Here is a 24,504-nt window from a genome sequence, read left to right as displayed (position 1 = left end):
GACCTTCCTGCGGACAAGAAAAAGCCCCGACACTGTCGAGGCTTCTTTTCCTTCAGGCTGATCAGTCGTCGCTGACCGTAATCGTCGGCATTGCCGGCGCAGCCGCTTCCTGCAGGACGATGCGCGCGCCTACATGACGGGCCAACTCCTGATAGATCATAGCGATCTGCCCATCGGGCTCAGCCGCCACGGTAGGCTTGCCGCCATCAGCCTGTTCACGAATCTCCATCGCCAGCGGCAACGACGCCAACAGCTCAACACCATACTGGGTCGCCAGCTTCTCGCCGCCGCCTTCGCCAAACAGGTGCTCGGCATGCCCGCAATTGGAGCAGATGTGCACCGCCATGTTTTCCACGACGCCCAGCACCGGGATGTTGACCTTGCGGAACATCTCGACGCCTTTTCTCGCATCCAGCAGCGCCAGATCCTGCGGCGTGGTCACGATCACCGAGCCGGCCACCGGGACTTTCTGCGCCAGGGTCAGTTGAATGTCGCCGGTGCCTGGCGGCATGTCGATCACCAGGTAATCCAGGTCGCCCCAGGCGGTCTGGGTGACCAATTGCAGCAAGGCGCCGGACACCATCGGCCCGCGCCACACCATCGGCGTGTTGTCATCGGTGAGGAAGGCCATGGACATGACCTCGACGCCCATCGATTCAATCGGCACGAACCACTTCTGATCCTTGACCTTGGGCCGGGTGCCTTCGGCGATACCGAACATCACGCCTTGGCTTGGGCCATAAATGTCGGCGTCGAGAATGCCAACGCGGGCCCCCTCGCGGGCCAGCGCCAGTGCGAGGTTGGCGGCCGTGGTGGATTTGCCCACGCCGCCCTTGCCGGATGCCACGGCGACCACGTTCTTGACGTTGGCCAAGCCTGGAACCTGCGCCTGGGCCTTGTGCGCGGCGATCACGCACTGAATGTCGACCTTGGCCGAACGCACACCGTCGAGACCTTCGATGGCCATTTGCAGCATCTGCGCCCAACCGCTCTTGAACAGGCCGGCGGCATAACCCAGCTCCATCTGGACCGAGACCTGTTCGCCCAGCACATCGATGGCGCGTACACAGCCGGCGCTGACCGGGTCCTGGTTCAAATAGGGGTCGGTGTATTGGCGAAGAACGGCTTCCACCGCTGCGCGATTGACGGCGCTCATGGGCTACTCCCGAAAAAAGACTGACTGAAACAGGCGGCTATCCTAACCGTTCCAGCCGCCAAGCGGCATGCTTTCGCGCCCCGGGAAGATTCAGAAACAGCGCCACGGGGTGAAATATATTTCCCGGCGCTTTATAGTGGCCGACCTCCGTTTCATCAAGTAGCCGAGCCCCATGTCCGAGCCACGCAAGATCCTCGTCACCAGCGCCCTGCCCTATGCCAATGGTTCTATCCATCTTGGCCATATGCTTGAGTACATCCAGACCGATATGTGGGTGCGCTTCCAGAAGCATCGCGGCAATCAATGCATTTATGTCTGCGCAGACGACGCCCACGGATCGGCCATCATGTTGCGCGCCGAAAAGGAAGGGATCACCCCGGAACAACTGATCGCCAATGTGCAGGCTGAACACAGCGCCGACTTTGCCGAGTTCCTGGTTGATTTCGACAATTTCCACTCGACCCACTCCGACGAAAACCGCGAGCTGTCGAGCCTGATCTACACGCGCTTGCGCGACGCCGGGCACATTGCCACGCGATCGATCACGCAATATTTCGACCCGGAAAAGAAAATGTTCCTGGCCGACCGCTTCATCAAGGGCACCTGCCCGAAATGCGGCACTGAGGACCAGTACGGCGACAACTGCGAGAAGTGCGGTGCCACTTATGCACCGACTGACCTGAAGAACCCGCGCTCGGCCATCTCTGGCGCCATTCCGGTGCTCAAGGATTCCCAGCACTTCTTCTTCAAGCTCCCGGACTTCCAGCAGATGCTGCAAACCTGGACGCGCAGCGGCACCCTGCAAGACGCCGTGGCCAACAAGATCGCCGAATGGCTGGATGCCGGCCTGCAGCAGTGGGACATCTCCCGCGATGCGCCGTACTTCGGCTTCGAGATTCCGGACGAGCCGGGCAAGTATTTCTACGTGTGGCTGGACGCGCCGATCGGTTACATGGCCAGTTTCAAGAACCTGTGCGACCGCACGCCGGAGTTGGACTTCGATGCGTTCTGGGCCAAGGATTCCACCGCCGAGCTGTACCACTTCATCGGCAAGGACATCGTCAACTTCCACGCCCTGTTCTGGCCGGCGATGCTTGAAGGGTCGGGCTACCGCAAACCAACCGGCATCGCCGTGCACGGTTACCTGACGGTCAACGGCCAGAAAATGTCCAAGTCCCGTGGCACCTTTATCAAGGCGCGCACCTACCTGGACCACCTGTCGCCGGAATACCTGCGCTACTACTACGCCTCCAAGCTGGGCCGTGGCGTCGACGACCTCGACCTGAACCTGGAAGACTTCGTACAGAAGGTCAACTCGGACCTGGTGGGCAAAGTCGTCAACATCGCCAGCCGTTGCGCCGGGTTTATCCATAAGGGTAATGGCGGTTTGTTGGTGGCCGAGAACGCCGCACCGGAACTGACCGAGGCCTTCCTGGCCGCCGCGCCAAGCATTGCCGACGCCTATGAAGCGCGCGACTTCGCCCGCGCCATGCGCGAAATCATGGGCCTGGCCGACCGTGCCAATGCCTGGATCGCCGACAAGGCGCCGTGGTCGCTGAACAAGCAGGAAGGCAAGCAAGCTGAAGTGCAGGCGATCTGCGCCACGGGCGTCAACCTGTTCCGCCAGTTGGTGATCTTCCTCAAGCCGGTGTTGCCATTGCTGGCCGCTGACGCCGAGGCGTTCCTGAATGTCGCGCCGCTGACCTGGAATGACCACGCTACCTTGCTCAGCAACCATCAATTGAACGAGTTTAAGCCGCTGATGACCCGTATCGACCCTGTCAAGGTGCAGGCGATGACCGATGCTTCGAAAGAAGACCTGGTCGCCAGCCAGACCGACACCGGCGAATCGGCACCGGCCGGCAATGGCGAGTTGGCTAAAGACCCGCTCTCCCCGGAAATCGACTTCGATGCTTTTGCCGCCGTTGACCTGCGCGTTGCGCTGATCATCAAGGCCGAAGCCGTGGAAGGTGCCGACAAGCTGCTGCGCTTGACCCTGGACATCGGTGATGAGCAACGCAACGTATTCTCCGGGATCAAGAGCGCTTACCCGGACCCGTCCAAGCTCGATGGTCGCCTGACCATGATGATTGCCAACCTCAAGCCACGGAAAATGAAGTTCGGTATTTCCGAAGGCATGGTGATGGCGGCGGGCCCTGGCGGTGAAGAGATCTACCTGTTGAGCCCTGATAGCGGTGCCAAACCGGGTCAACGGATCAAGTAAAACGATGTGGCGCGCAGCCTTGTTGTGGCAAGCAGGCTTATTGTGGCGAGCGGGCTTGCCCCGCGTTGGGGCGCGTAGCGGCCCCTAAACCAAACACCCGGTTCTACCTGTGGAAACCCGGTGGCCTTGGTGGGGCCGCTTCGCAGCCCAACGCGGGGCAAGCCCGCTCGCCACAACAAGACCGCTGGCCACGACAGCCCGGCTCGCCACAAAAAAGCCGCCACCCACAACCAGCGGGCTCACCCCTACACGCCCTGTTTGTCTAACCGGCATGCCAATGATCACCCCATGACCCTGATCCAACGTATCGACGCGCTGCTGCCGCAGACCCAATGCGGCAAATGCGGGCACCCGGGCTGCAAGCCTTACGCCGAGGGCATCGCTCAGGGCGAGGCAATCAACAAGTGCCCGCCCGGTGGGCAGGAAACCATCGCCGGCCTTGCGCAGTTGCTGCACGTGCCGGTGCTGGAACTGGACACCAGCCGAGGCGAGGCTCCCGCCCAGGTCGCCTATATTCGCGAGGCCGAGTGCATCGGCTGCACCAAATGCATCCAGGCGTGCCCGGTGGATGCGATTGTCGGCGCCGCCAAGTTGATGCACACCGTGATCATTGATGAGTGCACCGGGTGCGACCTGTGTGTGGCGCCCTGCCCTGTCGATTGCATTGAGATGCGTCCAGCCACGAGCGTGCTGCCGATTGTTGGCGGCCTGGCTGCCAATGATCAGCAGCGCCATGCGCGTGCCCTCAAGCGCGACCGGGCGCGGCGGCGCTATGAGCAACGCAACGCGCGGCTGCAACGCGAGGATGCACATAAACTCGCCGAACGCCTGGCGCGAGCCAAACGCCCGACGCCGAGTGTGCCTGCGCACACCGACAGTGCTCAGGCAGCCCAGGATGCAGCGGTCAAGAAAGCCAAAATCACCGTGGCGATGAGTCGCGCCCAGTTGCATAAATCCTTGAAGGCATTTGGTCATCCGCCGACGTTTGAGCAACAGTCGCAACTGATCGTCCTGCAGCAGCAGTTCGAAGCGGCAGAGCAGGCGCTCAGCGCACTGGAGGCGAACAGTCCACCTCCACCGCCGACCGCCAAAGACCCTGAACTCAAGCGCGCAAAAATCCAGCTGGCGATGCGCCGCGCCGAATTGAAGAAGGCCCAGGACCGCAATGCTGACGAGCAGCAATTGGCAACCTTGAGTGCCGCGCTGGCCACCGCAGAGCAAACCCTGCATGACGCCGAGGCTGTCAGTGAACAGCCAAGACCTGAGTTGCAGCGTGTGGAAAAACGCCCCATCGACACTCAACTGCGCCAGCTGAAAACCGCCTTGGCTTACGCGCGCGCAGACGTCAGCAGGTTACAACGCCAACCGCATACCACCGCGGATGAGCTGAAAGCCGCACAACACACGCTGGAGCAAGCGCAGCGCCAAGTGGACGCGCATACCGGCGATTGATCCGCGACAGGCGCTGCCGGGCAAGGTGGCGATGGTTTATCCTGCAACGCCTGCACTTTTGAAACTACGACGACAGCCTGCAAGGAAACACCCGCCCCATGAACGCCGCAAAACGCCTGGAAATTTTCCGCAGGTTTCACGAAGACAATCCTGAGCCCAAAACCGAACTGGCCTACTCGTCGCCATTCGAGTTGCTGATTGCGGTGATTCTGTCGGCCCAATCCACGGACGTTGGCGTCAACAAGGCCACAGCCAAGCTGTACCCGGTGGCCAATACGCCGGAGGCTATTTACGCACTGGGTGTGGACGGGTTGTCGGAGTACATCAAGACCATCGGCTTGTACAACAGCAAGGCCAAGAATGTCATCGAGACCTGCCGCCTGCTCGTCGAGCTGCATGGCAGCGAAGTGCCGCAGACTCGCGAAGCCCTGGAAGCGCTGCCGGGCGTGGGTCGCAAGACGGCCAACGTGGTGCTCAACACGGCGTTCCGACAACTGACCATGGCGGTGGACACGCATATTTTTCGTGTCAGCAACCGAACCGGTATCGCTCGCGGCAAAAACGTCGTTGAGGTGGAAAAACAGCTGATGAAGTTCGTGCCCAAGCCCTACCTTCTCGATTCCCACCACTGGTTGATCCTTCATGGACGTTACGTCTGCCAGGCCCGCAAGCCTCGCTGCGGGAGCTGCCGTATCGAAGACCTGTGCGAATACAAGGACAAGACGTCCGACGATTGAGCGATCATTGGTTTTCTCGATCAGTCGATTGAAAAAATCTTTTTTACCCGTTCATGGATTATCGTTATAAGGAGCGCCAATGGCAGTCTTAGCCTGGAGTGAACCTTATGAGCACTGGCAAAGAACAACTGGATGTAGAAGACGACCTTGTTGCAGAGTCGGATGACGATGGGGACGCACCTGTTGTAGAGGTGGCCAAGACCAATTTGAGCAAACGCCGCACTATCGATAACCTTCTGGAAGAGCGACGCTTGCAAAAACAACTGGCCGATTACGATTTCGACCTCTGATCAGCCCGTTCACGACCGGAAGCCTCCCTGATGGAGGCTTTTTTTTGCCGACTATTTCTGCGCCCCGCGCTAGACCAGGCCGTTGCGTTGAGCCAACTCGATCAGGTCCACCAGGGACCGGGCATTGAGCTTGAGCAACAGGCGAGTCTTGTAGGTACTGACGGTCTTGTTGCTCAGGAACATGCCGTCGGCGATTTCCTTGTTGGTTTTGCCACGGGCCAACTGCTGCAGCACCATCATTTCGCGCCCCGACAAGCGCTCCACCATGTCCGCTTCGCTGGCGTTGCCCATGGTTGAACGCACGGAGTTGAGCGCCTGGTTGGGGAAATAGCTGTAGCCGGAGAGCACGGCCTTTATCGCGCTCAGCAACTCGGTCAGGTCCTGCTGCTTGCACACATAGCCCGCCGCTCCCGCCTGCATGCAGCGCATGGAAAAATGCCCGGGCGCCTGGGACGTCAGCACCAACACCTTGAAAGGCGCGGGCTGCTTGGCAGACGCCAGACGGCAAATAACTTCCAGCCCATCGAGTTTGGGAATCCCGATATCCAGTATGACAATGTCCGGTACATGTTCCCGTGCAAGTTGCAACGCATCGACACCGTTATCAGTCTCGGCAACGACTTCATAACCATGACGCTCCATTAGCATGCGCACAGCAAGACGAATGACGGGATGATCATCCACGATCAGCACTTTATTCATGAGAAAGTCCAATTTCGCTGTTCGAATTATTTAGAGCAAGCACAATAGCGTAGTCGTTTCCTAGTTGGCATAGCATTACCCCCCAAGCAACAGCAAGCAGAGACCCACCCCACAGCGATATAGGAATTAACCTACAAAAAAACATTAACTCGGACAGTTTGGGCTTTATGGAGCCTTTCAGACCTTTCCGGGGCTGACATGTTTTGAGTGAAATAACCGCCGCACAAGGGCTTCAAGGTAAACGTGCCGCACAGGACTTTCAGGAAATACCCATTGCTCATCACCCACAAGCGAATGAGCAGACGCAAAAAAACCGCCTGCATTAGTTCCTTTGAACATATTCATTTACACCCCCTGTTTCCTACAGAACTTTCCGCGTCTTACATACTTTTCTTACTTGTGTAGTGAATTTTCTGTAAGACATAGTTCCTAGGCAGGTGTTAAAAATTCATTCAACAACGCAAAAGTTAAATTCAACCTAAAAAAATAAACCCATCAACTTTCATATCCGACAAAACTTAAACATTCCCCTGTGTTTTTAAACATTGTGTTCGGTTCAAGGCTCGCGACTTAATGGGCAGGCAAAAAAAATGGCCCCTTAACAGGGGCCATTTTTAACAGCGCAGATCACTCAGAACAGCTTGCGACCCTTGTTGGCAGCAATGCGCATGCGCAGTGCGTTCAACTTGATGAAGCCCGCAGCATCCGCCTGGTTGTAGGCGCCGCCGTCTTCTTCGAAGGTAGCAATGTTGGCGTCGAACAGCGATTCATCGGACTTGCGGCCGGTGACGATCACATTGCCCTTGTACAGCTTCAGGCGCACAACGCCATTCACGTGGGCCTGGGAGGCGTCGATCATCTGTTGCAGCATCAGACGCTCAGGGCTCCACCAGTAGCCGGTGTAGATCAGGCTGGCGTACTTGGGCATCAGCTCGTCTTTGAGGTGAGCCACTTCACGGTCCAGGGTGATGGACTCGATGGCGCGGTGAGCGCGCAGCATGATGGTGCCGCCTGGGGTTTCGTAGCAGCCACGGGACTTCATGCCCACGTAACGGTTCTCGACGATGTCGAGACGGCCGATACCGTGTTCGCCACCGATACGGTTCAGAGTCGCCAGCACGGTGGCCGGGGTCATTTCGACGCCGTCCAGCGCGACGATGTCGCCGTTGCGGTAGGTCAGTTCCAGGTATTGCGGCTTGTCAGGAGCGTTCTCCGGGGAGACGGTCCATTTCCACATGTCTTCTTCGTGCTCGGTCCAGGTGTCTTCCAGCACGCCGCCTTCATAGGAGATGTGCAGCAGGTTGGCGTCCATCGAGTACGGGGACTTCTTCTTGCCATGACGCTCGATCGGGATCGCGTGCTTTTCAGCGTAATCCATCAGCTTTTCACGGGACAAAAGGTCCCACTCACGCCACGGAGCAATCACTTTCACGCCTGGTTTGAGCGCGTAGGCGCCCAGTTCGAAGCGCACCTGATCGTTGCCCTTGCCGGTCGCGCCATGGGAAATGGCGTCGGCGCCGGTTTCGTTGGCAATTTCGATCAGGCGTTTGGCGATCAGCGGACGTGCGATGGAAGTACCCAGCAGGTACTCGCCTTCGTAGACAGTGTTGGCGCGAAACATCGGGAAGACGAAATCGCGGACGAATTCTTCGCGCAGGTCGTCAATGTAGATCTCTTTCACGCCCATGGCTTGCGCCTTGGCACGTGCAGGTTCGACCTCTTCGCCCTGACCCAGGTCAGCGGTGAAGGTCACCACTTCACAGTTATAAGTATCCTGCAGCCACTTGAGGATCACCGAAGTGTCCAGGCCGCCGGAATACGCGAGAACGACCTTGTTTACGTCGGCCATGCCATCACTCCACGGGGTTGTACGGAAAGGCGTCGATTCTACCGACCAAAACCGTGAATTTACAGAGGCGCGACAGCAAATGAAGATAAAGCGACAGATTATGTCGAACGGGCGACCAAGGGTCGCACCTTAAGACGTGTGTGCCGGGTTGCTCGGTGCAGTGGCCTGCGGTGCCGGTTTCTCGGGGGCTGCCACGCGTTCCAGCTGGATATTCACGCGGCGATTGCGCGCCCGGTTGGCGGCATTCGTGTTGGGCGCCAGTGGGTAGCTCTCGCCGTGAAAACGCATGGTGATCTGTGATTCCGGGATGCCATTGGCCTTGAAGTAGTCTGTGACTGCCAGGGCTCGACGGCGCGAGACGTCACGGTTGGTCAGGCGATTGCCGCTGTTGTCCGAATGGCCATTCAACTCGATATGGTTGACGGTAGGGTCAGCTTTCATGAACGCCAGAATCACGTCCAGCTTCTTCTTCGCCGCTGCGTCCAGCTCGATGCCGCCCCCTGGGAAGCCGACTTCGGTCTGTTTGACCTGGTCGTAATTCATCGGCAGCAGCTTGGTGGTGCACAGTTGATAGTCGTTGAAGGCCTTGTTGAACTTGACCGGCAACAGACGAATTTCCGAGTAGCCGCCCTCGCGCCCGTAATGCCGCACGGTCGGGCTACGCCCTTCCAGCAAACCGGTGAACAGCCGCCCGGCCTGGGCCTGGGAGCTGTTGAACAATACGTCGCCACTGCCGACACGCACGGCACCAAGGTTGATGTCACCACGGCCCGGCTGCCAGGGCGCAGCGGCGGCCAACAAGGTCGCCGAGCCCGCACCCAGCGCGCCGTTGTAGGCTTTCAGGCGAAACGTCGCTTGCTCGCCGGCCCGGCGCACGAACTCACCCGAGCCGAAATCGGTGATCGGTTGGGTGAGTCGGCACTCGAACTGATCGCCTTCCACCTTCCACTCAATATTCTCCAGACGTGTCTGGAACGTGAGGGCCATCGCAGGCAGGCTGGCGAACACACTGAGCAGGGCTAGATAATGCTGGCGCACGGGAGGCTCCACTGGTTTCTACAACACTTCAAAGCGTCATACGTCGTTAAGGCATACCCAGGGATATCGGTAGCGTCCTGCAAAACTTGATAGCGAGTGCCTGCAAGAGTCTTTTCCGGTAGCATTCCCACCAGATTGACCCGCCTGGAATCCCCAATGTCCGACCGCCTGACCCTGCTGCGTCCCGACGACTGGCATATTCATCTTCGCGATGGTGCTGCGTTACCCCAAACTGTGGCCGATGTAGCGCGCACGTTTGGCCGCGCCATCATCATGCCTAACCTGGTACCTCCGGTGCGTAATGCCGCTGAAGCCGACGCCTATCGCCAGCGCATCCTCGCTGCACGGCCGGCCGGCAGCCGCTTCGAACCGCTGATGGTGCTCTACCTCACTGATCGCACCCAGCCTGACGAAATTCGCGCCGCCAAAGCGACTGGTTTCGTGCACGCCGCCAAGCTGTACCCAGCCGGCGCAACCACCAACTCCGACTCCGGCGTGACCAGTATCGACAAGATCCTGCCGGCCATCGAAGCCATGGCTGAAGTCGGTATGCCGCTGCTGATTCACGGTGAAGTCACCCGTGGCGATGTCGACGTGTTTGATCGCGAGAAGATCTTCATCAACGAGCATATGCGCCGTGTGGTCGAACTGTTCCCGACGCTGAAAGTGGTGTTTGAACACATCACCACCGCCGACGCCGTGCAGTTTGTGACCGAGGCTTCGGCCAATGTCGGTGCGACCATCACCGCGCATCACCTGCTCTACAACCGCAACCACATGCTGGTGGGCGGGATTCGGCCGCACTTCTATTGCCTGCCGATCCTCAAGCGCAACACTCACCAAGTGGCCTTGCTGGACGCCGCCACCAGCGGCAGCCCGAAGTTCTTCCTCGGCACCGACTCCGCGCCGCATGCCCAACACGCCAAAGAAGCCGCGTGTGGCTGTGCCGGTTGCTACACCGCGTATGCGGCGATCGAGCTGTACGCCGAAGCGTTCGAACAGCGCAATGCCCTGGACAAGCTTGAAGGCTTCGCCAGCCTCAATGGCCCGCGTTTCTACGGCCTGCCGGCGAATACCGACCGCATTACCCTGGTTCGTGAAGACTGGACCGCCCCTGCCAGCCTGCCGTTTGGCGAGCTGACTGTTATCCCGCTGCGCGCCGGTGAAACACTGCGCTGGCGCCTGCTGGAGGAAAGCAAGTGAGTGAAGACCATTACGATGACGAACACGAGCACAGTGGTGGCGGTTCCCGTCACCCGATGGCCGAGCGGTTTCGCGGCTATCTGCCAGTGGTCATCGATGTTGAAACCGGCGGCTTCAACTGCGCCACCGACGCCTTGCTGGAAATTGCCGCGACCACCATCGGCATGGACGAGCAGGGTTTCGTGTTTCCGGAGCACACCCACTTCTTTCGTGTCGAGCCGTTCGAAGGCGCGAACATTGAAGCAGCCGCTTTGGAGTTCACCGGGATCAAGCTCGACCACCCGCTGCGCATGGCGGTGAGTGAAGAAGCGGCGCTGACCGATATCTTCCGTGGTGTGCGCAAGGCGTTGAAGGCCAATGGCTGCAAACGCGCGATCCTGGTCGGCCATAACAGCAGCTTCGACTTGGGCTTCCTGAATGCCGCCGTGACGCGGTTGGACATGAAGCGCAACCCGTTTCACCCGTTCTCCAGCTTCGACACTGCTACCCTCGCGGGCCTGGCGTATGGCCAGACTGTACTGGCGAAAGCCTGTCAGGCAGCCGGCATCGACTTTGACGGTCGTGAGGCTCACTCGGCTCGCTACGACACCGAGAAGACGGCCGAGTTGTTCTGCGGCATCGTCAACCGCTGGAAGCAGATGGGCGGCTGGGAAGACTTCAACGACTGAGGTTTGCCCGAGCGCTGTTGTGGCGAGCTGGCTCGTCGTGGCGAGCCGGCTTACTGTGGCGAGCGGGCTCGCCCCGCGTTGGGCTGCGCAGCGGCCCCAGAACCAGGCAACGCGGTTCGCCAGATGAATCGCGGTGGTCTAATTGGGGCCGCTGCGCAGCCCAACGCGGGGCAAGCCCGCTCGCCACCACAAGCCTGCTCGCTACAACATACTCACTCACCACAACATACCCACTCGCCACAACAGCCCTCCAGCCACTGAACACCAGTGGCCACAGGGTCATTTCCCGCGCATAAAAAAACCGGCCTTCTCAGGCCGGTTTTTTTGCTTCGAACGTGGCTTACAGCTTGCCGGCGTTCTCGGTCAGGTAAGCCGCAACACCTTCGGTGGAAGCGGTCATGCCTTTGTCGCCTTTTTTCCAGTTGGCAGGGCAAACTTCGCCGTGCTCTTCGTGGAATTGCAGCGCGTCGACCAGACGGATCAGCTCTTCCATGTTACGGCCCAGCGGCAGGTCGTTGATGATCTGCGAGCGCACAACGCCCTTGTCGTCGATCAGGAACGCGCCACGGAAAGCCACGCCGCCTTCGGATTCAACGTCGTAGGCCTTGGCGATGTCGTGCTTCATGTCGGCAGCCATGGTGTATTTGACTTTGCCGATGCCGCCATCATTGATGGCGGTGTTGCGCCAGGCGTTGTGAGTGAAATGGGAGTCGATGGAAACGGCTACCACTTCAACGTTGCGCGCCTTGAAATCGTCCATGCGGTGGTCCAGAGCGATCAGCTCCGACGGGCAGACGAAGGTGAAGTCCAGCGGGTAGAAGAACACCAGGCCGTATTTGCCTTTGATGGCTTCAGACAGTTTGAAGCTGTCTACGATTTCGCCATTGCCGAGGACGGCAGGTACGTCGAAATCCGGGGCTTGTTTGCCGACGAGTACGCTCATTGGTTATCTCCTGATGCAGGGGTGACGATTGAAGTAAAAGGACCGGCCCAAGTCTGGCGCAGATAAGCGACAGCCCTGTGACGCAGTCACGCTTCGTGAAGACCGACCATCATACACTGAAAAAACCGTTCGTCAGTGGGCGGCCAGGCCAGGGCAATACCCTACGAATCTACTTTGACAATCATTCTCGTTAACATTAAGATCCATCGCACTTAAGCCTTAAACCCGCGATGGTTCTCCCTTATGTATGTCTGCCTCTGCACTGGCGTCACCGACGGACAAATCCGCGAAGCAATCTACGAAGGTTGCTGCAGCTACAAGGAAGTACGCGAAACCACCGGCGTTGCCAGCCAGTGCGGTAAATGTGCTTGCCTCGCCAAGCAAGTGGTACGGGAAACCCTGACGCAGCTGCAAACCGCTCAGTCGGCGCTGCCCTACTCAGCAGAATTTACACACGCTTAAATAGCGTGTTTTGAAGAACCGGACTTAGTGTCCGGTTTTTTTATGCCCGTAATTCAATTAGTTAGCGTCAAGACGCGGAACACAAACATTCTTATTCCGATTAATTTTCATTTATTATTCAATAACTTAGGTTTGACACTAGGGATTTCGCCGCTCAAACTCCGCCTTATATACAGCTATTACAGGGCAGGACCCCAGTCATGAAAGGCGACATCTCAGTCATCCAGCAACTCAATAAAATCCTTGCCAATGAACTGGTCGCGATCAATCAGTACTTTCTGCATGCACGCATGTATGACGATTGGGGCCTGGAAAAGCTCGGCAAGCGTGAATACAAAGAATCCATCAAGGCCATGAAAGACGCGGACGCGCTGATCAAGCGCATCCTGTTCCTGGAAGGCCTGCCGAACGTGCAGGACCTGGGCAAGCTGAACATCGGCGAGCACACCCAGGAAATGATCATCAGCGACCTGAAGTTCGAACAGAAAAGCCACAGCGACCTCAAGGCCGCCATTGCACACTGCGAAACCAAGGGCGATTTCGGCAGCCGTGAACTGCTCGAAGACATTCTGGAAGACCAGGAAGAACACATCGACTGGCTGGAAACCCAGCTGGGCCTGATCGACAAAGTCAGTCTGGAAAACTACCTGCAATCGCAGATGGGTGAATAACCCGTAGCCAACAGGCCATAAAAAGCCCCGCTCTCTTTCGAGAAGCGGGGCTTTTTATTGACTGACGCATTGCAGACGCCGGCTCGCCGGCGTCTGCAGGATTACGCGTCGGTCTTGGCGGCGGCGTTTGCCGCTGCTTCTTTGATCAGCGCTTGCAGAGAACCATCCGCAGCCATCTCAGTGATGATGTCGCTGCCGCCGACCAGCTCACCGGCTACCCACAGTTGTGGGAACGTTGGCCAGTTGGCGTACTTCGGCAGGTTGGCGCGGATTTCAGGGTTTTGCAGGATATCCACGTAGGCGAATTTCTCGCCGCACTGCATGATGGCCTGGGAAGCCTTCGCGGAGAAACCGCACTGAGGAGCGTTTGGCGCGCCCTTCATGTAAAGCAGAATGGTGTTGTTGGCAATCTGCTCTTTGATCGTTTCGATGATATCCATGGAACACCTCGGCTGGAACTTTGCGACTCACAGGTCGGCACGGTGGCGCATTGTAACGCAAAATTCCAGCCCGGTGGTCGGGCGCCTCAGGCAGCCGCTACCTGCACCGGCACACCGTTGAGCGCGGCGTTGCCGGATAACTCGTCCAACTGCCGCTCGTCGGTGAGGTCATTCGCACTCGCCCCCGGCTGCCCGCTGGCGATGCTCATCTGCACGCCTGGGCGTCCATGCCCCCAGCCATGAGGCAGGCTGACCACGCCGGGCATCATGTCCAGGCTGGCCACCACCTCCACTTCGATCATGCCGATGCGCGAACTGACGCGCACCCGCTGACCATCGCGCAATTGCCGACTGGCCAAGTCATCAGGGTGCATATGCAACTGGTGCCGAGGCTTGCCCTTCACCAGACGGTGATAGTTATGCATCCACGAGTTATTGCTGCGCACGTGACGACGGCCAATCAGCAGGAGTTCGTCCACCACCGGCACAGGGTGCGCCGCGAACCGCACCAAATCAGCAAGGATCACCGCCGGCGCCGCCTGCACCTGGCCGTTGGCAGTCTTCAAGCGCGTGGCGAGATTGGGCTTGAGCGGCCCCAGATCCACGCCGTGCGGATGGTCCGCCAGCATCGACACCGATAGTTTGTGATCAGAGGCGTCACCGTAAGCCCCGGCACGCAAACCAAAGTCAATCATCTGCGCCGGCGCCATGGTCGGTTTGAGCGCCACGCCTGTCTGCGCCGCAAAGGCCTTGGCCAGGCCGACAAAGATTTCCCAGTCGTGCAGCGCGCCTGCGGGCTTGGGCAGGATCGCGCGGTTGAACCGAGTGACGTTGCGCACGGCGAACATGTTGAAGGTGGTGTCGTAGTGATCGTTTTCCAGCGCCGACGTGGACGGCAGGATCAGGTCGGCGTATCGCGTGGTCTCGTTGATATAGAGGTCGATGCTGACCATAAACTCAAGCCCGTCCAGCGCCTGCTCCAACTGGCGACCGTTTGGCGTCGACAACACCGGGTTGCCGGCCACGGTCACCAAGGCGCGGATCTGGCCTTCGCCTTCGGTGAGCATTTCTTCTGCCAAGGCGGACACCGGCAACTCACCGCCATATTCCGGGCGTCCGGACACGCGACTCTGCCAGCGATTGAAATGCCCGCCACCGGTTGACGCCACCAGGTCCACGGCCGGCGAGGTGCACAAGGCGCCGCCGACACGGTCCAGATTGCCGGTCACCAGATTGATCAATTGCACCAGCCAATGGCACAGCGTACCGAAGGCCTGGGTGGACACGCCCATGCGCCCGTAACACACCGCCTTGTCCGCTGCGGCAAAGTCCCGCGCCAGCTGGCGGATCTGTTCGGCAGGCACTGCGCATTGGCGGCTCATGGCTTCAGCGGTGAACCCGGCAATCGCGCGGCGCACGTCTTCAAGGCCTTCGACCGGCAAGTGGCTTTCACGCGTCAGGTTCTCGGTAAACAAGGTGTTGAGCAAGCCGAACAACAGCGCCGCATCGCCACCAGGGCGCACGAACAGATGCTGATCGGCGATCGCCGCCGTCTCGCTGCGGCGTGGATCAACCACCACCACACTGCCGCCCCGCGCCTGAATGGCCTTGAGGCGCTTCTCTACGTCAGGCACGGTCATGATGCTGCCGTTGGACGCCAGCGGGTTGCCGCCCAGGATCAGCATGAAATCGGTGTGATCGATATCCGGAATCGGCAGCAGCAGGCCGTGGCCGTACATGAGATGACTGGTGAGGTGATGTGGCAGCTGGTCCACCGAGGTCGCGGAAAACCGATTGCGCGTCTTGAGCTGCCCAAGGAAGTAGTTGCTGTGGGTCATCAACCCATAGTTGTGCACGCTGGGGTTGCCCTGATACACCGCCACTGCATTCTGCCCGTGCCGGGCCTGGATGCCCGCCAGGCGCTCAGCGACCAGCGTGAACGCCTCGTCCCATGGGATCGGCCGCCATTCGCTGCCCACACGTAACATGGGCTGGCGCAGGCGGTCCGGGTCGTTCTGGATGTCCTGCAACGCCACGGCCTTGGGGCAGATGTGCCCACGGCTGAAGGTGTCCAGCGGGTCACCCTTGATCGAGGTAATCGCCAGGCTGCCGTCGTCGGCCTGGGTGGTTTCCAGGGTCAGGCCGCAGATGGCTTCACACAGATGGCAGGCACGGTGGTGGAGAGTCTTGGTCATGGCCAGTCTCTTTATTGGGCTTTGGCCCAACTATGGCCCCTCACCTGAGCGCGCACCAGTAAGGTTCGCCCCGTGAATCGACAGGCATCAGGCCAGACCATGAGCAAATGTTTCAAAACCTTGCGAAGAGCCACCGAAACCGACGCAGCCTGGCCTGAGCCCGCCCCCACGCATTGCAAAAGGTCTCAGCGCCAGTGTACAAATGGCCCGCTGCTGTCAGGAATCAGTCTTCAAAAGCGCTTCAGCGCCCTTCTTGAACACCCTTAAAAACCGTAGCCCTATTGGTAAGACGCGACATTTAATTATAAGATCGCGCCTTCCCCCATTTCGTCGCCCCGTGCGGCTTTCGCCGCAGGTCTCGCCCGTTGTCACAATAAACAAGGCTTTGAGTATCTGCGGTCTGTTGCAAAAAGGTAGTTAATGATGAGCGCAAGGCACTTTCTCTCCCTGATGGATTGCACGCCCGAAGAGCTGGTCAGCGTGATCCGTCGAGGCATTGAGCTTAAAGACCTGCGTAACCGCGGCGTACTGTTCGAGCCTTTGAAAAACCGTGTGCTCGGGATGATTTTCGAGAAGTCGTCGACCCGCACCCGCGTGTCGTTCGAAGCCGGCATGATCCAGCTGGGTGGCCAAGCCATCTTTCTGTCTTCGCGCGATACCCAACTGGGCCGCGGCGAGCCGATTGCCGACGCTGCCCGCGTAATGTCGCGCATGCTCGATGCGGTGATGATCCGTACCTTCGCGCACAGCACCGTGACCGAATTTTCCGCCAACTCCCGGGTGCCGGTGATCAACGGCCTGTCCGATGACCTGCACCCCTGCCAGTTGCTGGCCGACATGCAAACCTTCCTTGAGCACCGCGGTTCGATCCAGGGCAAGACCGTGGCCTGGATCGGCGACGGCAACAACATGTGCAACAGCTATATAGAAGCGGCGATCCAGTTCGACTTCCAACTGCGTGTTGCCTGCCCGGAAGGCTACGAGCCTGATGCACGTTTCCTGGCTCAAGCCGGCGACCGTGTCACCGTCGTGCGCGACCCGCGTGACGCGGTGATCGGCGCGCACCTGGTGAGCACCGACGTGTGGACCTCCATGGGGCAGGAAGAAGAAACCGCCAAGCGCCTGGCCCTGTTCGCACCGTACCAAGTGACCCGCGCCCTGCTCGACCTGGCCGCACCGGACGTGCTGTTCATGCACTGCCTGCCCGCCCACCGTGGCGAAGAAATCAGCCTTGACCTGCTCGACGATGAGCGTTCGGTCGCGTGGGACCAGGCCGAAAACCGCTTGCACGCCCAGAAAGCGTTGCTTGAATTTCTCGTCCCGCCGTCGTACCACCACGCATGAGCCAGCCATTACTGCTGAACCTGCGCAATCTGGCATGCGGCTATCAAGACCAACGCGTGGTGCAGAACCTCAACCTGCACCTCAACGCCGGCGACATCGGCTGCCTGCTCGGCTCATCCGGTTGCGGCAAAACCACGACCTTGCGCGCGATTGCCGGGTTTGAACCGGTGCACGAAGGTGAAATCAGCCTGGCCGGCGACGTGATCTCCAGTGCCGGCTTCACCCTCGCGCCGGAGAAACGCCGGATCGGCATGGTGTTCCAGGACTACGCACTGTTCCCGCACTTGAGCGTGGCCGACAACATCGCCTTCGGCATTCGCAAGCACCCACAAAAAGATCGCGTGGTTGCTGAGTTGCTCGAACTGGTCAACCTGAAGAACTTGGGCAAGCGTTTTCCCCACGAGCTTTCCGGCGGTCAGCAACAACGCGTCGCCCTCGCCCGCGCCCTGGCGCCGGAGCCGCAACTGTTGCTGCTCGATGAGCCGTTCTCCAACCTCGACGGCGAACTGCGGCGCAAGCTCAGCCACGAGGTGCGCGACATTCTCAAGACGCGCGGCACCAGTGCGATTCTGGTCACCCATGATCAGGAAGAAGCCTTCGCCGTGAGCGATCAGGTCGGCGTGTTCAAAGAAGGCCGCCTTGAGCAGTGGGACACGCCCTACAACCTCTATCACGAACCGCAGACGCCCTATGTCGCGAGCTTTATCGGCCAGGGTTATTTCATCCGTGGCCAGTTGAGCTCGCCGGAATCGGTCAGCACCGAACTCGGCGACCTGCGCGGTAACCGTGCTTACACATGGCCCACGGGCGGCGCGGTGGATGTATTGCTGCGCCCGGATGACATCGTTTATGCACCGGACAGCGCGTTGAAAGCGCGGATTGTCGGCAAGACGTTCCTCGGCGCCTCGACCTTGTACCGCCTGCAATTGCCGACCGGTGCACAGTTGGAGTCGATTTTCCCTAGCCATGCGGACCATCAAGTGGGTGCGGATGTAGGAATTCGTGTGGCGGCTGAACATCTGGTGTTGTTCCAGGCGTCAGGCAGCGTTGCGGCGCAGGTTGCGCAGTCCGAGTCCGGGGTAAGGCGTTACAGCCCCGTTAACTGACGAAACCGACTCAACATGTAGAAGCTGGCTTCTGTGGGAGCTGGCTTGCCTGCGACAGCATCACCTCGGTCTGACTGAAAGACCGAGGCGCTTGCATCGCGGGCAAGCCCGACGCCCACAGTGGCGTCATGATCTTCAACAGTGAAATTCAGGCCCGGCCAATCGGCGCAAATGCGGCCTGGGTATGCTCAGCCAACACCGTCGCCGGCAGTTCAACTTCCAATCCCCGCCTCCCGGCACTGACAAAAATCGTTGCGAACGGCTGCGCCGTCACGTCGATAAATGTGCGCAAACGCTTTTTCTGTCCCAACGGGCTGATGCCGCCCAACAGGTAACCGGTGGAGCGTTGCGCCGCTGCAGGGTCGGCCATTTCGACCTTTTTCACCCCAGCCGCATGGGCAAGCGCCTTTAAATCCAGACTTCCGACGACCGGCACTACCGCCACCAACAATTCCCCTTTCTCACTGCTGGCCAGCAAGGTCTTGAACACCTGCGCGGGGTCGAGCCCCAACTTTTCCGCAGCCTCCAGCCCATAGGAGGCTGCCTTGGGATCATGTTCGTAACTGTGGATATGATGTTCGGCACGAACTTTTTTCAACAGGTCCAGTGCGGGGGTCATGGCTACTCCGGGCGTGGAAAACAGAGGGCCAATTCTAGGCCAAGCCTGAGCAAAACGCTCTAGTGCGCCACTCCCGCGAGGCGTCTGGTAGACGCAAGCGTGATCATTCATCAGACCAATAGTTCGAAAATGACCGATGGTTCACTTTCGACCTTTGACAGCCGTCATTCTTGTCTATATTTTTTCGTTTCCGAATACTGTAGGAATAGCACCTGCGGTACTCCAGCAACAAGCCATGGCCTGGATGGGGATCCTCGCCACGGTGAAAATCGCGCAACAGCCCGTTGAGGCCGCGCGCCAAACAAGAACAACAATCGAGGTTTGCCATGACAACTGCTCTTCAACAGCCTTCACTTTCGAGCCAATGCATGGCCGAATTCCTGGGGACTGCGCTTCTGATCTTCTTCGGTACAGGATGTGTCGCTGCGCTCAAGGTCGCGGGTGCCAGCTTTGGGTTGTGGGAAATCAGTATCATCTGGGGGGTCGGCGTCAGCATGGCGATCTACCTGAGCGCCGGTATTTCCGGGGCTCACCTCAATCCGGCGGTGAGTATCGCCCTGTGCATTTTTGCCGATTTCGAAAAGCGCAAACTGCCCTTCTATATCCTCGCCCAGGTCGCCGGCGCCTTTTGCTCCGCCGCGCTGGTGTACACGCTGTACAGCAATCTCTTTTTCGATTACGAACAAACCCACCACATGGTTCGCGGCTCCCAGGCCAGCCTGGAGCTGGCGTCGGTGTTCTCCACCTACCCGCATGCCCTGCTGAGCACAGCCCAGGCATTTCTGGTGGAAATGGTCATCACCGCCATCCTGATGGGCGTGATCATGGCCCTTACCGACGACAACAACGGCCTGCCACGCGGCCCGTTGGCCCCGCTGCTGATCGGTCTGCTGATCGCCGTGATTGGCAGTGCCATGGGCCCACTGACCGGCTTTGCGATGAACCCGGCGCGGGATTTCGGGCCCAAGCTGATGACCTTTTTCGCCGGCTGGGGTGAAATCGCCTTTACCGGGGCCGCGATATCCCTTACTTCCTGGTTCCGATTTTCGCGCCGATTGTCGGCGCCTGCCTCGGTGCTGCGGCCTATCGCGGGCTGATTGCCCGCCATCTGCCGAGCGCCGCACCTGCTATAGATGAAACACCTGACACGGCTGTCAACGGCAAGACGCGTATTTCCTGATAGCGCCAGCCTGGTCCCACTGCCCCTTTGCGGCCCAGGCTGATTCCTTACTCTCTTATTTTCCGTCCAAGGCAATCGACATGACCGACATTCAGAATAAGAACTACATCATTGCCCTTGATCAGGGCACCACCAGTTCACGGGCGATCATCTTTGACCGTGACGCCAACGTGGTCTGCACCGCCCAGCGCGAATTCACTCAGCATTACCCGCAAGCCGGCTGGGTCGAACATGACCCGATGGAAATTTTCGCCACCCAAAGCGCGGTGATGGTCGAGGCCCTGGCACAAGCCGGCCTGCACCATGACCAGGTCGCTGCCATCGGTATCACCAACCAGCGTGAAACCACCGTGGTCTGGGACAAGATCACCGGCCGCCCGATCTACAACGCGATCGTCTGGCAATGCCGGCGCAGCACCGAGATCTGCCAGCAGCTCAAGCGTGATGGCCACGAGCAATACATCAACGACACCACCGGCCTGGTCACCGACCCGTACTTCTCCGGTACCAAGCTCAAGTGGATCCTCGACAACGTCGAAGGCAGCCGTGAGCGTGCGCGCAATGGCGAGCTGCTGTTCGGCACCATCGACAGCTGGCTGATCTGGAAATTTACCGGCGGCAAAACCCACGTTACCGATTACACCAACGCCTCGCGCACCATGCTCTTCAACATCCACACCCTGGAGTGGGATGCGAAGATGCTGGAGATTCTCGACGTGCCGCGCGAAATGCTGCCGGAAGTCAAATCGTCTTCGGAAATCTACGGCCGCACCAAAAGCGGCATCGCCATCGGCGGCATCGCCGGTGACCAGCAAGCGGCCCTGTTCGGCCAAATGTGCGTAGAAGCGGGTCAGGCCAAGAACACCTACGGCACCGGCTGCTTCCTGCTGATGAACACCGGCGACAAGGCCGTCAAATCCCAGCACGGCATGCTCACCACCATCGCCTGCGGCCCCCGCGGCGAAGTGGCCTACGCCCTGGAGGGCGCGGTATTCAACGGCGGTTCCACCGTACAGTGGCTGCGTGACGAGCTGAAAATCATCGCCGATGCTACCGACACCGAATACTTCGCCGGCAAGGTCAAAGACAGCAACGGCGTGTACCTGGTCCCGGCCTTCACCGGCCTGGGCGCTCCGTACTGGGACCCGTATGCGCGTGGCGCGCTGTTCGGCCTGACCCGTGGCGTACGGGTTGATCACATTATTCGTGCAGCCCTGGAGTCGATTGCCTACCAGACCCGCGACGTATTGGACGCCATGCAACAGGACTCCGGCGAACGCCTCAAAGCCCTGCGTGTGGACGGCGGCGCAGTCGCCAACAACTTCCTGATGCAGTTCCAGGCCGACATTCTCGGCACTCGGGTCGAGCGCCCGCAAATGCGCGAGACCACCGCCCTCGGCGCCGCTTACCTGGCCGGCCTGGCCTGTGGTTTCTGGGGCAGCCTGGATGAGTTGCGCGGCAAGGCCGTGATCGAGCGCGAGTTCGAACCCACGCTGGACGAAGCCGCCAAAGAGAAACTCTACGCCGGCTGGCAGAAAGCGGTGAGCCGTACCCGCGATTGGGAACCGCACGAAGGCGCTGAATAAGCCAAGCGCCGGACCCACATAGGGTTGTAACTGGCGGGGAGCGGCGTGCTGCGTCATCATGGGCCACTTTTGTATGGCAGCCCAAAGGACGCCCCATGAATCTGCCTCCCCGCCAGCAACAAATCCTCGAACTGGTCCGCGAACGCGGCTATGTCAGTATCGAGGAGATGGCGCAGCTATTCGTTGTCACCCCGCAAACCATCCGCCGCGATATCAACCAACTGGCGGACGCCAATCTGCTGCGCCGCTACCACGGCGGCGCGGCCTATGACTCCAGTGTCGAGAACACCGCGTACGCCATGCGTGCCGACCAGATGCGCGATGAGAAACAACGCATCGGCGAAGCCATTGCCGCACAAATTCCTGATCATGCCTCGCTGTTCATCAATATCGGCACCACCACCGAATCGATCGCGCGTGCGCTGCTCAATCACAATCACCTGAAAATCATCACCAACAACCTCAACGTCGCCACCATGCTCAGTGCCAAGGACGACTTCGATGTGTTGTTGACCGGCGGCAATGTGCGCCGTGACGGCGGCGTGGTCGGTCAGGCGAGCGTCGATTTCATCAACCAGTTCAAGGTCGACTTTGCACTGGTAGGCATCAGCGGCATCGATGAAGACGGCAGCTTGCTCGACTTTGATTATCAGGAAGTGCGGGTTTCCCAGGCGATCATTGCCAATGCACGCCAGGTGATTTTGGCCGCCGACTCCAGCAAGTTCGGGCGCAATGCCATGATTCGTTTGGGGCCGATCAGCCTGGTGGACTGTTTGGTGACCGATCAACAGCCGGTGCCAGCGTTGGTGCAGTTGTTGAACCAGCACAAGGTTCGGCTGGAAGTCGTTTAGCGCCGTTACCGGCGCCATCGGGGGCAAGCCCCCTCCCACATTGGAATGCGATCAACCTGTGGGAGGAGGCGTGCCCCCGAAGGCGATCTATCTAACACCCTCATGTTTACAAATTTTCCTTTTCCAGCCCTTCGATGAGTTTTTTCAATCGAAGTCGGCTGGCTGTGCGCGCGTTTATCAGCTACCATTTTCGCAAATGAACATTAATGTTCGAATTCCAAGACGAAAAGATCGCGAGGCTAGCCGATGAACCCTTCCACCTTGCCTGCTCCACCGCTTGCCGAAGTCTATGACGTTGCCGTAATTGGTGGCGGGATCAATGGCGTCGGCATCGCAGCAGACGCAGCCGGTCGCGGTTTGTCGGTATTCCTTTGCGAAAAAGACGACTTGGCCAGCCACACGTCATCGGCCAGCAGCAAGCTGATCCACGGTGGCCTGCGTTATCTCGAACATTACGAATTCCGCCTGGTGCGCGAAGCACTGGCCGAACGCGAAGTGCTGCTGGCCAAGGCCCCGCATATCGTCAAGCAAATGCGTTTCGTGTTGCCGCACCGCCCGCACCTGCGCCCGGCGTGGATGATCCGTGCTGGCCTGTTCCTGTATGACCACTTGGGCAAGCGTGAAAAACTCGCCGGTTCCAAGAGCCTCAAGTTCGGCCCTGACAGCCCGCTGAAAAGCGAAATCACCAAAGGCTTCGAATACTCCGACTGCTGGGTCGATGACGCCCGCCTGGTGGTGTTGAACGCCATGGCCGCCCGCGAAAAAGGCGCGCATATCCACACCCAGACCCGTTGCATCAGCGCGCACCGCAACAACGGCATGTGGGAAATGAACATGGAACGCGCCGATGGCAGCCTGTTCTCGATCCGTGCCCGCGCCCTCGTGAACGCCGCCGGCCCATGGGTCGCCAAGTTCATCAAGGAAGACCTGAAGCTGGATTCGCCTTACGGCATCCGCTTGATCCAGGGCAGTCACCTGATCGTGCCGAAACTGTACGAAGGCGCCCACGCGCACATTCTGCAGAACGAGGACCAGCGCATTGTCTTCACCATTCCGTACCTCAACCACCTGACCATCATCGGCACCACCGACCGCGAATACACCGGCGACCCGGCGAAAGTAGCGATTACCGAGGGTGAAACCGACTACATGCTTAAGGTGGTGAATGCCCACTTCAAGAAGCAGTTGAGCCGCGACGACATCGTCCACACCTACTCCGGCGTGCGCCCGCTGTGCAACGACGAGTCGGATAACCCGTCGGCCATTACCCGCGATTACACCTTGTCGCTGTCTGGCGGCACTGGCGAGGCGCCAATCCTGTCGGTGTTCGGCGGCAAGCTGACCACCTACCGCAAACTCGCCGAGTCGGCGATGGCGCAGCTGGCGCCGTTCTTCACACAGATGCGTCCGAGCTGGACGGCCACGGCCAGCCTGCCGGGTGGCGAGAACATGACCACGCCAGAAGCGCTGGCCGAGGCCATTCGCGCCAAGTTCAACTGGGTGCCGGCCGAGATCGCGCGTCGTTGGTCCACCACTTATGGCAGCCGCACCTGGCGCTTGCTCGAAGGTGTGCAGTCGCTGGCTGACCTGGGCGATCACCTGGGTGGCGGCCTGTACACCCGCGAAGTCGATTACCTGTGCGCCGAGGAATGGGCCACGCAAGCGCAGGACGTGCTGTGGCGCCGCACCAAGCTCGGGCTGTTCACCACCCCAGAGGAACAGGCCAACGTGCAGCGTTACCTGTCCAAGGTCGAGCAGAACCGCGCGAAGATCGAAGCGGCCTGATCA

21 protein-coding genes and 1 pseudogene are annotated in these 24,504 nt (G+C 59.5%); 14 read left to right on the top strand and 8 right to left on the bottom strand.

Going from position 1 to position 24,504, the window contains the following annotated elements; genetic code table 11:
- Positions 1–61: 61 nt before the first annotated feature.
- Positions 62–1,156: an iron-sulfur cluster carrier protein ApbC gene (gene apbC / locus AB5I78_RS06325; RefSeq protein ID WP_369300861.1), complete on the bottom strand. Its 1,095-nt coding sequence runs from the start codon at positions 1,154–1,156 to the stop codon at positions 62–64.
- 172 nt (positions 1,157–1,328) lie between these two features.
- Between apbC and metG the strand changes: the two genes are divergently transcribed.
- The 4 genes from metG to AB5I78_RS06305 all read left to right on the top strand — a co-directional run bounded on the left by metG (position 1,329) and on the right by AB5I78_RS06305 (position 5,859).
- The gene (gene metG, locus AB5I78_RS06320) at positions 1,329–3,380 is read left to right on the top strand and encodes a methionine--tRNA ligase (protein ID WP_145161581.1); all 2,052 of its coding nucleotides are present in this window, start codon (positions 1,329–1,331) and stop codon (positions 3,378–3,380) included.
- 288 nt (positions 3,381–3,668) lie between these two features.
- Entirely contained in the window at positions 3,669–4,832 is a 1,164-nt protein-coding gene (gene rsxB / locus AB5I78_RS06315; protein ID WP_369300862.1) for an electron transport complex subunit RsxB, read from the top strand.
- Between the two features lie 98 nt (positions 4,833–4,930).
- A complete protein-coding gene (gene nth, locus AB5I78_RS06310; protein WP_106577263.1) occupies positions 4,931–5,569 on the top strand; it encodes an endonuclease III in 639 nt (212 codons plus the stop codon).
- Between the two features lie 107 nt (positions 5,570–5,676).
- The gene (locus AB5I78_RS06305; protein ID WP_145161575.1) at positions 5,677–5,859 is read left to right on the top strand and encodes a PA3496 family putative envelope integrity protein; all 183 of its coding nucleotides are present in this window, start codon (positions 5,677–5,679) and stop codon (positions 5,857–5,859) included.
- 69 nt (positions 5,860–5,928) lie between these two features.
- On the opposite strand, the gene AB5I78_RS06300 is transcribed toward AB5I78_RS06305, so the two are convergent.
- The 3 genes from AB5I78_RS06300 to AB5I78_RS06290 form a co-directional block, all read right to left on the bottom strand.
- Positions 5,929–6,561 (bottom strand): response regulator transcription factor, encoded by a 633-nt coding sequence (locus AB5I78_RS06300; RefSeq protein ID WP_106577265.1) that lies wholly within the window; start codon positions 6,559–6,561, stop codon positions 5,929–5,931.
- Positions 6,562–7,192: 631 nt separating this feature from the next.
- A complete protein-coding gene (locus AB5I78_RS06295) occupies positions 7,193–8,410 on the bottom strand; it encodes an argininosuccinate synthase (protein ID WP_017738284.1) in 1,218 nt (405 codons plus the stop codon).
- 129 nt (positions 8,411–8,539) lie between these two features.
- The gene (locus AB5I78_RS06290) at positions 8,540–9,448 is read right to left on the bottom strand and encodes an OmpA family protein (RefSeq protein ID WP_262210508.1); all 909 of its coding nucleotides are present in this window, start codon (positions 9,446–9,448) and stop codon (positions 8,540–8,542) included.
- A gap of 156 nt (positions 9,449–9,604) precedes the next feature.
- Between AB5I78_RS06290 and pyrC the strand changes: the two genes are divergently transcribed.
- Positions 9,605–10,651 (top strand): dihydroorotase, encoded by a 1,047-nt coding sequence (gene pyrC, locus AB5I78_RS06285; RefSeq protein ID WP_369300867.1) that lies wholly within the window; start codon positions 9,605–9,607, stop codon positions 10,649–10,651.
- The gene (rnt, locus tag AB5I78_RS06280; RefSeq protein ID WP_017137041.1) at positions 10,648–11,319 is read left to right on the top strand and encodes a ribonuclease T; all 672 of its coding nucleotides are present in this window, start codon (positions 10,648–10,650) and stop codon (positions 11,317–11,319) included. Before pyrC ends, rnt begins: the two co-directional genes overlap by 4 nt.
- A 340-nt stretch (positions 11,320–11,659) precedes the next feature.
- On the opposite strand, the gene AB5I78_RS06275 is transcribed toward rnt, so the two are convergent.
- Positions 11,660–12,262 (bottom strand): peroxiredoxin, encoded by a 603-nt coding sequence (locus tag AB5I78_RS06275; protein ID WP_057724790.1) that lies wholly within the window; start codon positions 12,260–12,262, stop codon positions 11,660–11,662.
- 243 nt (positions 12,263–12,505) lie between these two features.
- Between AB5I78_RS06275 and AB5I78_RS06270 the strand changes: the two genes are divergently transcribed.
- Together AB5I78_RS06270 and bfr are read left to right on the top strand one after the other, a co-directional pair.
- Complete coding sequence (locus AB5I78_RS06270) at positions 12,506–12,724, top strand: bacterioferritin-associated ferredoxin (RefSeq protein ID WP_078047118.1); 219 nt, start codon at positions 12,506–12,508, stop codon at positions 12,722–12,724.
- Between the two features lie 200 nt (positions 12,725–12,924).
- The gene (bfr, locus tag AB5I78_RS06265) at positions 12,925–13,395 is read left to right on the top strand and encodes a bacterioferritin (protein WP_106577268.1); all 471 of its coding nucleotides are present in this window, start codon (positions 12,925–12,927) and stop codon (positions 13,393–13,395) included.
- A 101-nt stretch (positions 13,396–13,496) separates the two neighbouring features.
- On the opposite strand, the gene grxD is transcribed toward bfr, so the two are convergent.
- Together grxD and AB5I78_RS06255 are read right to left on the bottom strand one after the other, a co-directional pair.
- Entirely contained in the window at positions 13,497–13,835 is a 339-nt protein-coding gene (grxD, locus tag AB5I78_RS06260; RefSeq protein WP_106577269.1) for a Grx4 family monothiol glutaredoxin, read from the bottom strand.
- Positions 13,836–13,921: 86 nt separating this feature from the next.
- Positions 13,922–16,030, bottom strand: coding sequence for a molybdopterin oxidoreductase family protein (locus AB5I78_RS06255; protein ID WP_369300868.1), 2,109 nt, complete (start codon positions 16,028–16,030; stop codon positions 13,922–13,924).
- A gap of 423 nt (positions 16,031–16,453) precedes the next feature.
- Here AB5I78_RS06255 and argF point away from each other — a divergent pair, with 423 nt between their 5' ends.
- Together argF and AB5I78_RS06245 are read left to right on the top strand one after the other, a co-directional pair.
- A complete protein-coding gene (argF, locus tag AB5I78_RS06250; protein ID WP_145161561.1) occupies positions 16,454–17,374 on the top strand; it encodes an ornithine carbamoyltransferase in 921 nt (306 codons plus the stop codon).
- Positions 17,371–18,480: an ABC transporter ATP-binding protein gene (locus AB5I78_RS06245; protein ID WP_242194413.1), complete on the top strand. Its 1,110-nt coding sequence runs from the start codon at positions 17,371–17,373 to the stop codon at positions 18,478–18,480. The genes argF and AB5I78_RS06245 overlap by 4 nt, the downstream gene beginning before the upstream one ends.
- A 148-nt stretch (positions 18,481–18,628) precedes the next feature.
- Here AB5I78_RS06245 and ybaK read toward each other — a convergent pair whose 3' ends face one another.
- Entirely contained in the window at positions 18,629–19,099 is a 471-nt protein-coding gene (gene ybaK / locus AB5I78_RS06240) for a Cys-tRNA(Pro) deacylase (protein WP_262210515.1), read from the bottom strand.
- A 326-nt stretch (positions 19,100–19,425) separates the two neighbouring features.
- Here ybaK and AB5I78_RS06235 point away from each other — a divergent pair.
- The 4 genes and pseudogenes from AB5I78_RS06235 to glpD all read left to right on the top strand — a co-directional run bounded on the left by AB5I78_RS06235 (position 19,426) and on the right by glpD (position 24,501).
- Positions 19,426–20,279 (top strand): annotated as a pseudogene (locus tag AB5I78_RS06235) (MIP/aquaporin family protein).
- An 80-nt stretch (positions 20,280–20,359) separates the two neighbouring features.
- Entirely contained in the window at positions 20,360–21,865 is a 1,506-nt protein-coding gene (gene glpK, locus AB5I78_RS06230) for a glycerol kinase GlpK (RefSeq protein ID WP_242194415.1), read from the top strand.
- Between the two features lie 95 nt (positions 21,866–21,960).
- Positions 21,961–22,716, top strand: a complete 756-nt coding sequence (locus AB5I78_RS06225; RefSeq protein WP_010212755.1) for a DeoR/GlpR family transcriptional regulator — start codon at positions 21,961–21,963, stop codon at positions 22,714–22,716.
- A 246-nt stretch (positions 22,717–22,962) separates the two neighbouring features.
- A complete protein-coding gene (gene glpD, locus AB5I78_RS06220) occupies positions 22,963–24,501 on the top strand; it encodes a glycerol-3-phosphate dehydrogenase (protein WP_262210516.1) in 1,539 nt (512 codons plus the stop codon).
- The last annotated feature ends 3 nt before the right edge of the window (positions 24,502–24,504 follow it).

This window comes from Pseudomonas sp. N2-3-1-14 (assembly GCF_041228395.1).
Taxonomy (GTDB): domain Bacteria; phylum Pseudomonadota; class Gammaproteobacteria; order Pseudomonadales; family Pseudomonadaceae; genus Aquipseudomonas.
The sequence above is the reverse complement of the archived record's forward strand: the minus strand, read 5'-3'. Positions and strand labels throughout refer to the sequence as shown.